Annotated in this window: 8 protein-coding genes; 4 read left to right on the top strand and 4 right to left on the bottom strand. The window is 59.4% G+C overall.

The genetic code is table 11. From position 1 onward, the window contains the following. Positions 1–235: 235 nt before the first annotated feature. The 4 genes from grcA3 to AAAX72_RS09555 form a co-directional block, all read right to left on the bottom strand. Entirely contained in the window at positions 236–487 is a 252-nt protein-coding gene (gene grcA3 / locus AAAX72_RS09570; protein WP_117746636.1) for an autonomous glycyl radical cofactor GrcA3, read from the bottom strand. Positions 488–572: 85 nt separating this feature from the next. Further along, positions 573–2,624 carry a formate C-acetyltransferase gene (gene pflB / locus AAAX72_RS09565; RefSeq protein WP_055310750.1) on the bottom strand — a complete coding sequence of 684 codons (2,052 nt, stop codon included), beginning with the start codon at positions 2,622–2,624 and terminating at the stop codon, positions 573–575. Positions 2,625–3,090: 466 nt separating this feature from the next. Then, on the bottom strand, positions 3,091–4,110 hold the full coding sequence (locus AAAX72_RS09560; RefSeq protein ID WP_349130158.1) for a 2-keto-3-deoxygluconate permease: 1,020 nt from the start codon (positions 4,108–4,110) through the stop codon (positions 3,091–3,093). A gap of 108 nt (positions 4,111–4,218) precedes the next feature. Beyond that, on the bottom strand, positions 4,219–4,968 hold the full coding sequence (locus tag AAAX72_RS09555; protein WP_349130157.1) for an SDR family NAD(P)-dependent oxidoreductase: 750 nt from the start codon (positions 4,966–4,968) through the stop codon (positions 4,219–4,221). A 290-nt stretch (positions 4,969–5,258) separates the two neighbouring features. On the opposite strand from AAAX72_RS09555, the gene AAAX72_RS09550 reads away from it, so the two are divergent. The 4 genes from AAAX72_RS09550 to AAAX72_RS09535 all read left to right on the top strand — a co-directional run bounded on the left by AAAX72_RS09550 (position 5,259) and on the right by AAAX72_RS09535 (position 11,539). After that, positions 5,259–5,708: a MarR family transcriptional regulator gene (locus AAAX72_RS09550; RefSeq protein ID WP_195361279.1), complete on the top strand. Its 450-nt coding sequence runs from the start codon at positions 5,259–5,261 to the stop codon at positions 5,706–5,708. After that, entirely contained in the window at positions 5,705–8,071 is a 2,367-nt protein-coding gene (locus tag AAAX72_RS09545) for an ABC transporter ATP-binding protein (protein ID WP_349130154.1), read from the top strand. Before AAAX72_RS09550 ends, AAAX72_RS09545 begins: the two co-directional genes overlap by 4 nt. Then, positions 8,071–9,927, top strand: coding sequence for an ABC transporter ATP-binding protein (locus tag AAAX72_RS09540; protein WP_349130153.1), 1,857 nt, complete (start codon positions 8,071–8,073; stop codon positions 9,925–9,927). Before AAAX72_RS09545 ends, AAAX72_RS09540 begins: the two co-directional genes overlap by 1 nt. A 580-nt stretch (positions 9,928–10,507) precedes the next feature. After that, positions 10,508–11,539, top strand: coding sequence for a 3-deoxy-7-phosphoheptulonate synthase (locus AAAX72_RS09535; RefSeq protein ID WP_349130151.1), 1,032 nt, complete (start codon positions 10,508–10,510; stop codon positions 11,537–11,539). The last annotated feature ends 331 nt before the right edge of the window (positions 11,540–11,870 follow it).

Below are 11,870 nucleotides of genomic sequence, written 5' to 3'. Positions count from 1 at the left end.
ATAAGGAGGGCCTACGAGGCGTGGGTCGAGGCCGGACTTCCGCTCGATTGGGACAGGCAAGCCTTCGAGGCCGAGCGCAAAATGGATTCTAAAAAACACCTTGCCAAATAGGAGCGTCAGGACGCAAAGAGGCCCCGCCGCGCAACGCGCGCAGCGGAGCCTCTTTGCATGTCCGAGGACGTTTTGGAAAATAACCCAAAACCGGCCCCAGTAATCCTACAGGAGTTAAATCCCTTTAGAACTTGTTGTGGAAGGTACGCGCAATGACCTCGTCCTGCTGCTCCTTGGTGAGCGTGTGGAAGTTCACGGCATAGCCGGAAACGCGGATGGTCAGCTGCGGGTACTTCTCGGGGTGAGCCTGAGCGTCGAGCAGCGTCTCACGGTTGAAGACGTTGATGTTCAGGTGGTGGCCACCCTTCTCGGCGTAAGCGTCGAGCATGTGGACCAGGTTATCGGCCTGAGTCTCGGAAACTTCAGAAACCTTCATAATGTGTCTCCTTCGATTAATAGGCGCCGGCCGAAACCGGCGCGCTAATCAGTAATCGTTATTGTTAGTATAGCACTAACAATAGTTACTCGCCCAGCTGATCAAGGTCGATATCGCCAAAGAACACCTGATCCTCCTTGCCGAGCGCACTCGGGATGATGGAGAAGGTGTTGGAGATGCCGTCCTGAGCATCGCGGAACGGGAGCTTGGAAACCGAAGACAGCGAAGCGATGGCGCCGTGGCTATCGCGCTTGTGCATGGGGTTAGCACCCGGGGCGAACGGCTGGCCAGCCTTGCGGCCGTCGGGCGTGGAGCCGGTCTTCTTACCGTATACGACGTTGGAGGTAATGGTCAGAACCGAGGTCGTGGGCACGGAGTTGCGATAGGTGTCGTTCATGCGGATGTACTCCATGAACTGGTGCACAACGTCGTGAGCGATCTGGTCGACGCGGTCGTCGTCGTTACCGTACTTGGGGAACTCGCCCTCGGTCTCGAAGTCGACGATGATGCCGTTCTCATCACGGACGGGGTGGACCTTGGCGTACTTGATGGCGGACAGGGAGTCAGCCACGACGGAAAGGCCAGCGATGCCCGTAGCGAACCAGCGGTGCACGTGCTTGTCGTGCAGGGCCATCTGGATGCGCTCGTAGCAATACTTGTCGTGCATGTAGTGAATGATGTTCAGCGAGTTGACGTACACGCCAGCGAGCCACTTCATCATGTCGTTGTACTTGGCCACAACGTCGTCGTAATCGAGCGTATCGCCCTCGACGGCGCGATACTTGGGGCCGACCTGCTTCTTGGAGACCTCGTCAACACCGCCGTTGAGTGCGTACAGCAGGCACTTGGCCAGGTTGGCGCGAGCGCCGAAGAACTGCATCTCCTTGCCGATGCGCATGGAGGACACGCAGCAGGCGATGCCGTAGTCGTCGCCATGATAGACGCGCATGAGGTCGTCGTTCTCGTACTGGATCGAGGAGCTGGCGACAGAAGTCTTGGCGCAGAACTTCTTGAAGTTCTCGGGCAGACGGGTCGACCACAGAACGGTCATGTTGGGCTCGGGGCTGGTGCCCATGTTCTCGAGCGTGTGCAGGTAGCGGTAGCTCATCTTGGTAACGAGCGTACGGCCGTCGACACCCATGCCGCCGATGGACTCGGTGACCCACTGCGGGTCGCCGGTGAACAGGGCCTGGTACTCAGGGGTACGGGCAAACTTGACCATGCGAAGCTTCATGATGAAGTGATCCACGAACTCCTGGATCTGCTCCTCGGTGAAGGTGCCGTTGGCAAGGTCGCGCTCAGCGTAGATGTCGATGAACGTAGAGGTACGGCCGATGGACATGGCAGCGCCGTTCTGCTCCTTGACGGCAGCAAGGTAGGCGAAGTACATCCACTGGATGGCCTCCTGCGTGTTGGTAGCAGGGTTGGAAATGTCGAAACCATAGGTCTCGGCCATCATCTTGAGCTCGCCGAGGGCGCGGATCTGCTCCTGCAGCTCCTCACGATCGCGGATGTTGTCGGCGGTCATGACCGTCGGGGTGGAAGCCTTCTGGGCCTCCTTGTCCTTGATCAGGTAGTCGACGCCGTACAGGGCAACACGACGGTAGTCGCCGATGATGCGGCCGCGGCCATAGCCATCGGGCAGACCGGTGATGATGTGAGCCGAGCGGCAAGCACGCATCTCGGGGGTGTAAACATCGAAGACGCCAGCGTTGTGGGTCTTACGCTCGAAGGTGTAGCGCTCGACAACGTTCTCGTCGACCTTATAGCCGTGCTGGCTGGCAGCCTGGCAAGCGATGCGAATACCGCCGTTGACGTGCAGCGCGCGCTTGAGCGGCTTGTCGGTCTGGAGACCGACGATGGTCTCCTTCTCGCGATGGGCGTTATCGATGTAGCCAGCGGGGTGGCTCACGATACCCGTAACGGTCTTGGTGTCCATATCGAGGACACCGCCCTGCTCGCGCTCCTTAAGCAGCAGGTCGAGAACCTCGCCCCACAGCTCCTTGGTACGCTCGGTCGGGCCGGCGAGGAACGACTCGTCGCCCTCGTAGGGGGTGTAGTTCTTCTGGATGAAGTCTCGGACGTCAACCTCTCCCGTCCAGATGCCTTCCTTGAAGCCTTCCCATGCCTCCTGCATTGTGTAACCACGCTCCTAGTTACGTGTAATGCGGCGCTCTCTCACACCGCTGCTTATTGAATTCTTGAATTTTCGGTTTGCACTACCGGCTTCATTCGCCTTCCGTCGCGCGTCAGCACAGGGAAAACGTTTGTCCACCTTGGAACTGCAACCCAAAACCCAAGATTTCACCCGTTTGAGAAGGATAGCATAGCCACCCCCTTTATCAGGGCTGTTATATGTTTCTTTTTTTATACCATTAGGGCGTTTTTTACAAACCCGCAGGAAACGCGAGCGCGAACAACTACCGTTCACCGATTTGTATGTTATTTTTCCTTGCCTTTGTACGACGTTCGCTCTAGCTGTTATGCCAGCTTTAGCAGGGTAAAGTGTCCCAGAGACCCTACAGAAACTGCAGGGCGGCCACAGGATCCCCCGTGGCCGCCCTGTGGCGTGACTAGTTTTTAGCTTTGATTGCCGCTTGGCATTAGGCGGCTGAGGCGGCCTTGTCGGTCGTTGCCTTGCTATCGCCGTTGCCCTGGCCCTCAAAATGCTTGTAGCACCAGCTGGTGACCAACGGGGTCAAAATAGCCGTCACGATTGCGCAGGCAGCAACCTGTGCCGTGGCCGTCGCGAGCACCGCACCGCCGTACAAGGCCTCGTTGACGCTTGCCATGGCAGCAGGCGTGGCCACATTGGCTCCGGCGCAGCTCGAAATGGCCGCACCTGCGACACCCGTACCGCCCGTGAGCTTATCGACCGCGATAACGGGAATTGCAAAGACCACCGAGCAGATCACGCCGAGCAGAATACCGGGAAGACCGCCATTAATGAGCTGGCCAAAGGTCATGGTCGAGCCCATGGCAAAGAAGACGAGCACGATGACGGCGGAAAGTGCCGGTGCCATCATCTTCTTAAAGCTGGGGAAGAGGTTGCCCAGAATAATGCCGACGACGATCGGCAGGATGGCACCCACGAGCGACCAGCCGATCGGAGCCTGGCCGGCAGCGCCGAGCACAATCATCGTGACCGGAGGGCCGACAACCAGCGTGGTGATTGCGACGGCGCCACGCTCGGCCTCGTTGCCCATGGTGCCCATCAGACCAGCGTACATAGCGTTGTTGGCGCCGGTGCAAGCCGCCAGCATCACCATGGCAGAGATGCCAAACAGGTTGTCGTTGAACACGTAAAGGATGAGCAGCGACACGGCAACGACCACGATCTGCTTGACGGCGATGATAATGGCACCGCGGGCAGCGGCGGCAGGAGCGCTCTTAAACGAAATCGTCGTACCGACGATGAGCAAAAAAGCGCCCACGAGCGGGCCAGCGCCCTGCTGGGTCATGCCAAGCGTAAAGCTACCGAGCGTTTTGAACAGGTCGGGGAATAGCGTGTTGAGCAGACAGCCCAACAGAAGCGGCACCAAAATATTGGCGCCCGGGATGGAGGACATCTTAAAGAACGGCTCCTTTGCCGCCGGCGCCTCCACCGCAGTCGATTCACTCATATATATCTCCTTTGGATGCATGCGACTCGTAGCCGCACGCGCCTATGTCAGAAAGAAGGCGACGGTCCCGAGTCGCAGGAGCCGTCGCCGAACAATCGTCGTGGGGTATTACCCGTCCAGGACGATACCGCCGTCGCAGTCACCAATCTCGCCGTTCACGAAGCTGGCGAGGTCGGAAGCGAAGAACAGCACCATCTGCGCAGGCTCGCTGGCCTGGGCGGCGCGGCCCAGAGGGATACCGTTGATGATGCGCTGAGAGTTCTCGTCAGAGAGAATCGAGGTCATATCGGTCAACGTGAGCGACGGGCACACGGCGTTGCAGCGGACGCCGAACTTGCCGCCTTCCTTGGCGACTGCCTTGGTCAGACCGTTAACACCGGCCTTGGAGCTGGCGTAGCCGGCTGTGCCGAGCAGGCCGCCACCGATTTTGCCCGCAACGGAACTCACGTTGACGATAGTGCCGGCATGGGCCGCCTTAAAGTGCGGGTACACGGCGTTCATCATGGTAAAGGTGCCGTTGAGGTTGATGTCGATGGTGCGACGCCACTCGGTGTCGTCGATCTCGTCAAACTTCTTGGTGCTGATGACACCGGCGCAGTTGATCAGGATGTTGGTTTGCGGCAGGTCCGTAAAAATCTGCTCGACGGTCTCGCGCGCCTTGGGCGCATCGGCGACATCGAGCTGATAGAACTTGTTGCCCTCGCCAAGCTCGGCCACAGCGGCCTCGCCCTTAGCAGCGTTCCTTGCGATGAGCGCGACATGTCCGCCGCCCGCGACGATGCCCTTGGCGATCTCGAGGCCAATGCCCTGAGTGCCACCGGTAACGATCGCGGTTTTACCCGTGAAGTCAAATGCCATGACTCCATCCCCCTTTATGTAAGGTGTCTCCTTGCGGGAAGTTGGAGCATCGCACGTGGCGATTATATGAGTCCCAGTCGTCATGGTGGTGACAACCCCTCGCCTAACCGCGTGCATAATAGTTCTTTGAAACGCTTCAGCAATTGAATGATTTTAAGTCTTAATGCACTCTTAATATTGCCTAGCGGCCAAGTAGATTTTTGGGACATGCCTAGAAATCCACCGAATGGGATGGTTGAGCGGGGGTATCATCTTTCACCGAAAATAGTTTCTAGTGTTAGGGGTTTTCGGTGGAAGATACCGATTTCCGTGAGCTTGGGCGTCAGCTCCTTACCGAGTTCGGCAGCATGCATCAGCGCATTTCGCGCTTTGCGGACAAAGCCCTCGGCGGCGAGATGGCCGTCATGCGCGCCCTCATACTCGCCGGCGGTTCGCTCACGCCGAGCGAACTCGCTGATCGCGCCTGGGTCTCGAGTGCCCGCATCGCCAATATCCTACGCGCTCTCGAAGCCAAGGGCTGGGTCGAGCGCGAGCACTCAAAGACCGACCGTCGTCGCGTACACGTCACGGTGACCGACAAAGGATTCCAGGATCTAGAAATCAAACGTCGGGAATTCGAGAACCGCACTGCGGCTTTCCTCGAGCAGCTCGGCGAAACAGATACCCAAGAGATGGTGCGCCTTCTAAGACGTGCCAACGAAATTATCGACCGCAATCAAGAAAGGAGAGATGCCGAGTGAGGATTCTCAAGCTCTTTAAAAAACATGTCCTGGCACTGTTTGCAGCTATCGTACTTATCGTAATCAGCTGCAACGCCGATCTGGCACTGCCTACCTATATGAGCGACATCGTCGACGTGGGCGTGCAGCAAGGCGGCATCGCCTCGCCCGTGCCCGACACCATTCGCGCCGAATCGCTCGACGACCTCGAACTCTTTATGAGCGCCAAGGACGCCAAAGCTGTGGAGGCTGTGTTTAGCAAGGCTGACAAAAACGGCATTCGAACGTACAAGGGCACCGAGGAAGAGCGTGCCGATGGAGGCAAGATTGCCGACATTATGAGCCTGCCCGAGACTGTCGTCCTTTCGCTCAACCAGGGCATTGACGCCAACTCCATGGGCGACATGATGGGCTCGTCCAGCGAGAAAGACAACGACGCTGCCCAGGCCATGCCCACCCCCGAGCAGATGGCAGCGATGACGCCCGAGCAGCTCGCCGAGATGCAGCAGAAGGCCGCGGCGGCGCAAAACATGCAAAAGCAGATTGATGCCGACGGCGGCAAGATCACCATGAAGAGCCTGCGCCTGGGTATCGAGGGCGATCTGGTAGACCAAAGCAAGCTCGTCGAGGGCGCCAACCAAATGGCGGACAAAATGGGCTCCATGTCGGGCTCCATTGTCACGCAGCGCGCCGTGAGCTATGTACAGGACGAGTACAAGGCGCAGGGCATCGACCCCGCCGACGTGCAGAACGCCTACCTGAGCCGCATGGCGACCACGATGTTTGGGCTGTGCCTGGTGTCGCTCGTCGCCACCATCCTGACCGGTGCCGTGGCGTCGCGCACCGCCTGCTCCATCGCCCGCGACCTGCGCCGCGAGACCTTCAACAAGGTTATGCACTTCTCGCCGGCCGAGGTGGGCAAGTTTAGCCAGGCCTCGCTCATCACCCGCTGCACCAACGACATTCAGCAGATCCAGATGGCCGCAACCCTGTTTATCCGCATGTGCCTGATGGCCCCCGTCATGGGCATCGTCGCTGTCATGCGTGTCCTGGCTAACCACACCGGCCTGGAGTGGACCATCGCCGTGGCCATCATCGCGGTTTCGGCCGTTGTCGGCGTGCTCATGGGCCTCACCATGCCCAAGTTCAAAAAGATGCAGAGCTTTGTGGACCGTGTGAACCTTACCGCCCGCGAGCTGCTCGACGGCCTTATGCCCATCCGCTCGTTCAACCGCGAGGAACATGAGCTCGAGCGTTTTGACAAGGCTTCGCTCGACCTGATGACCACGCAGCTCTACACCAACCGCGCCATGAGCTTTATGATGCCGCTCATGATGCTCGTCATGAACTGCATCACCGTGCTTATCGTCTGGTTTGGCGCGCAGGGCGTGTCCGACGGCGTGATGCAGGTCGGCAACATGATGGCGTTTATCTCCTACACCATGCAGATCGTCATGGCGTTTATGATCCTCACCATGGTTTCGGTCATCCTGCCCCGTGCCGAGGTCGCAGCCGAGCGCGTAGATGAGGTCATCACCTGCCCCACGAGCATCAACGACCCTGCCTCGCCCAAACTGCCCGCGGCCAGCTCGCCGCGCGGTGAGCTCACCTTCCGCGACGTGAGCTTCCAGTACCCCGATGCCCGCGCCGACGTCATTAGCGGTGTGAACTTCACCACGCATGCCGGTCAGATGCTCGGCATCATTGGCTCCACGGGCTCGGGCAAGTCCACGCTCGTACAGCTGATTCCGCGCCTGTACGACGTCACGGGCGGCAGCATTTCGCTCGACGGCATCGACGTGCGCGACATGACCCTTTCCGAGCTGCGCCGACGCATTGGTTACATCCCGCAACAGGGTCGCCTGTTCTCGGGCACCGTTGAGAGCAACCTCAAGTTTGCCGGCGACATGGTGAGTGACGAGGATATGCGCCAGGCAGCACGTGTCGCCCAGGCGGAGGACTTTATTGCCGAGCGCGAGGGCGGCTACGACTCCCCCATCAGCCAGGGTGGCTCCAATGTCTCGGGTGGTCAGCGCCAGCGCTTGGCCATCGCCCGCGCATTGGCCAAAAAGCCCGAGGTTGTGGTGTTCGATGACTCGTTTAGTGCCCTCGACTACAAGACCGACGCGCGCCTGCGCGAGGAGCTCGCCAAAAACGTCACCGACGCCGCACTCGTGGTCGTGGCCCAGCGCATCGCGACCATCATGCACGCCGACCAGATCATCGTGCTCGACGACGGCCACGTAGTGGGCACCGGCACGCACGAGGAGCTGCTGCGCAGCTGCCCGGCGTACCTGGAGATCTCACAGTCGCAGCTTTCCGCCGAGGAGCTGGGGCTTACCCAAGAAGAAATTGCAGCCGTCATGGAAGGAGGCGAGCGCTAATGGCAGACGAGACCAAGACTCAGATTCCCAAGCCCACCCGCCAGCGTGGTCCCATGGGCCGCATGGGTGGCATGCGTCGTGGCGAAAAGGCCAAGGACTTTAAGGGCACCATGAGGCAGCTGCTCGGCTATATCGGCCAGCACAAGATTGCCGTGTTTGCCGCCGTCGCCTTTGCCGTGTGCTCGGTCATCTTTAACATTGTGGGACCCAAGGTGCTCGGCCAGGTTACGACCAAGCTGTTCGAAGGCCTGGTCGCCAAGGTCAACGGCACCGGCGACGTTGACTTTGACTGGATCGCCAAGACGCTCGGCTTTTTGCTCTGCCTGTATCTGGCGAGCTCTGTCTGCAGCCTGGTCCAGGGCTGGCTCATGACCGGCGTCACGCAAAAGATCTGCTACCGCATGCGCAAGGAAATCGCCGCCAAGATTGCCGTCGTGCCGATGAGTTACTTCAACGGCCACAGCAAGGGAGACGTACTCAGCCGCATCACCAACGACGTCGATACGCTGGGTCAGTCGCTCAACCAGAGCGTGACGCAGCTCATCACGTCGGTGACGCAGATTATCGGCGTGCTCGTCATGATGCTTTCGATCAGCCTGCCGCTTACCGGCGTCACCGTGCTCACGCTGCCGGCCGCCGCGATTATCTTGACCGCAATGATTCACTTCTCGCAGCCGTACTTCCGCGAGCAGCAGCAGGTTCTGGGCGCCGTCAACGGCATTATCGAGGAGGACTTTGCCGGCCAGAACGTCATTCAGGTGTTCGACCGCGCCGAGGCCTCGATCGAAGAGTTCGACCGTCAAAACGACCGCCTCTTTATTAGTGGCTGGCGCTCGCAGTTCCTGTCGGGCCTGATGATGCCGCTTATGAGCCTGGTGGGTAACATGGGCTACGTGGGCGTTGTCGTGGTGGGCGCACAGCTCGCACTGACCGGCAACGCCACGCCCGGCGACATCCAGAGCTTTATCCAGTACGTTCGCAACTTTACGCAGCCCGTGCAGCAACTGGGCAACGTGAGCAACACGATGCAGTCGATGGCAGCCGCCACCGAGCGCGTCTTTGAGTTCCTGGCCGCGCCCGAGGAGGAGCAGAAAGCCGACGCGCAGATTCCCGAAAAGCGCCCCGGCCATGTGGAGTTTGATCACGTCAAGTTTGGCTATACGCCCGACAAGACCATCATCCACGACTTTAGCTGCGAGGCGCAGCCCGGCCAGACCATCGCCATCGTCGGCCCCACCGGCGCCGGCAAGACCACGCTCATCAAGCTGCTGCAGCGCTTCTACGATGTGGACGGCGGTTCGCTGCGTGTCGAGGGCGTCGACGTGCGCGACTGGGACCGCGCGGCGCTGCGCGGCGAGTTTGCCATGGTGCTGCAGGATACCTGGCTGTTTAACGGCACCATCCGCGAGAACATCCGCTACGGACGCCCCGATGCGAGCGATGCCGAGGTCGAAGCCGCCGCGCGCGCCGCACGTTGCGACCACTTTATCCATACGCTTGCCGGCGGTTATGACTTTATGATTAACGAGGAGGGCACTAACCTGTCGCAGGGTCAGCGCCAGCTCGTGACCATCGCCCGTGCCATTTTGGCCGACCGCCCGGCGCTGATTCTGGACGAGGCGACTTCCAACGTCGACACCCGCACCGAGGAGCTTATTCAGCGCGCCATGGATGCGCTGATGCAGGGCCGTACCAGCTTTGTCATCGCGCACCGCCTGTCCACGATCCGCAACGCCGACGTAATCTTGGTAATTCGCGACGGCGACATCGTCGAGAAGGGCACACACGACGAGCTACTCGCCCAGGGTGGCTTCTACGCCGACCTGTATAACTCGCAGTTCGACGAGGCGGCGTAACAACCGGCGGCAAACAACCGCAATGCCCAGAAAACGGGGGCGCAGGACAACCTGCGCCCCCGTTTTTGCTCTGCGACCCTCAAACCGCCTCCCCTGGGACCTGATTGACAGCCCCTTCGAGGCCCCGTGGGCAAAAAATGGCAAATATGAGTACTGTTACCCTTTTAGTAACAGCCAAAACAGCCCCAAATGCCGTTTTCACGGCTTACACGCGTCCCTAAATTGATCAAACAGCCCTATAGCGGACTTATATGTGTTTGCGTTAATGAACATATTTTACTGTTATGTCTATTATTTTGCGAAGGCAATATGCTACTAAGCTAGCAACCGTACTCATATTTGGCATTTTTTGCCCACAGGGTATTTCCTGGGGAACTGACAACAGCCTTAGGGTCCCGCGCGGCGCCGCTCCCTCCCGGCATCCGCCGACGTTTACCCAGATAAAACCTGCCAAAATAAACCTGTCCCTTTTTGGTAGGTTTCGGGGTGACAAGGGCTTGCACTTTAGCGTGCGACAGCGGATAATGCCGAGCATTCGACAATACGCTTATTGCTCTTTCTATAGATTGAGGAGACCCCTATGGCCATGGAATTCAAACGCAGGCTGCCGATCCCCATGGAGATCCGCGAGGAAATGCCACTTTCTGCCGAGCTTACCGCCAAAAAGCAGGCATTTGACGCCGAGGTCGCCAAAGTCTTTACCGGCGAGGACGCACGTAAGGTGCTCATCATCGGCCCGTGCTCTGCCGACCGCGAGGATTCGGTCCTCGAATACATGAACCGCCTGGCCAAGACCGCCGAAGAGGTCAAGGACAAGCTCATCATCATTCCGCGCGTCTACACCAACAAGCCGCGTACCAAGGGCACCGGTTACAAGGGCCTGCTGCATAACCCCGATCCCGAGGCCCCCGACGACCTGCTCGAGGGCGTCAAGGCTATCCGCCATATGCACCTGCGCGTTATTGAGGAAACGGGCTTCTTCACCGCCGACGAGATGCTCTACCCCTCCAACTATCAGTATCTCGTCGACTTGCTGAGCTACGTCGCCGTGGGTGCGCGCTCGGTCGAAAACCAGGAGCATCGCCTGGTGTCGAGCGGCATTTCGGTGCCCGTCGGCATGAAGAACCCCACCGCTGGTTCCACCACCGTTATGCTCAACTCTATTTACGCCGCCCAGGCTCACCAGAGCTTTATCTTCCGTAACTGGGAAGTCGAGTGCGATGGCAACCCGCTCGCGCACGCCGTTATGCGTGGCTACATCGGTCTCGATGGTCGTACCTACCCCAATTACCACTACGAGCACCTGGAGCGCCTGGCCGAGCGCTATACCGAGCACGCCGGCTACGCCAACCCGGCGGCGGTCATCGACTGCAACCACGACAACTCGGGCAAGCGCCCGCTGGAGCAGTACCGCATTTGCAAGGAGGTGCTCGACAGCTGCCGCCGCAGCGAGTCCATCTCTAAGCTGGTCAAGGGCTTTATGATCGAGTCCTACCTGGAGGACGGCAACCAGCCGGTCGACGGCGGCGTCTTTGGCAAGTCGATCACCGACCCGTGCCTGGGCTGGGAAAAGACCGACTACCTCATCCACGAGATCGCGGAGCGGATTTAGTTACGCGGTTTTACCAAACCGCGTAACGGCTCGACGCTGCAAACCCGCCAGAGCGGCAATCTGCCTTTCAACTTCGGCGGCATGACCAGAAGGTCAATGCCGCCTCGTTTCAAGGCACCTTGCTCACTCTGGCGAGTTTTCGCTGACGTTTTTCTACCTGCGTCGTTGCCAGAGCTGGCACTTGGAGACGCTCCTTTTGGGTAATCGTTGGGGACGTTCTTGTTTGACTAGTCGTTTAAGAACGTCCATTACAGTCGAAATTGTCAGCCCGGGACCGTCTCGGGCTACGATTGAGGCGCGCCCAGAACGGGCCGCCGACCGGGCGCCCGCG

The organism is Collinsella sp. CLA-ER-H8 (assembly GCF_040092335.1).
Lineage (GTDB): Bacteria > Actinomycetota > Coriobacteriia > Coriobacteriales > Coriobacteriaceae > Collinsella.
The sequence above is the reverse complement of the archived record's forward strand: the minus strand, read 5'-3'. Positions and strand labels throughout refer to the sequence as shown.

Excerpts from the sequence above, each read along its gene's own strand:
- AAAX72_RS09540 (WP_349130153.1), top strand. The coding sequence starts at position 8,071 with ATGGCAGACGAGACCAAGACTCAGATTCCCAAGCCCACCCGCCAGCGT.
- AAAX72_RS09535 (WP_349130151.1), top strand. The coding sequence starts at position 10,508 with ATGGCCATGGAATTCAAACGCAGGCTGCCGATCCCCATGGAGATCCGC.
- AAAX72_RS09560 (WP_349130158.1), bottom strand. The coding sequence starts at position 4,110 with ATGAGTGAATCGACTGCGGTGGAGGCGCCGGCGGCAAAGGAGCCGTTC.
- AAAX72_RS09555 (WP_349130157.1), bottom strand. The coding sequence starts at position 4,968 with ATGGCATTTGACTTCACGGGTAAAACCGCGATCGTTACCGGTGGCACT.
- pflB (WP_055310750.1), bottom strand. The coding sequence starts at position 2,624 with ATGCAGGAGGCATGGGAAGGCTTCAAGGAAGGCATCTGGACGGGAGAG.
- grcA3 (WP_117746636.1), bottom strand. The coding sequence starts at position 487 with ATGAAGGTTTCTGAAGTTTCCGAGACTCAGGCCGATAACCTGGTCCAC.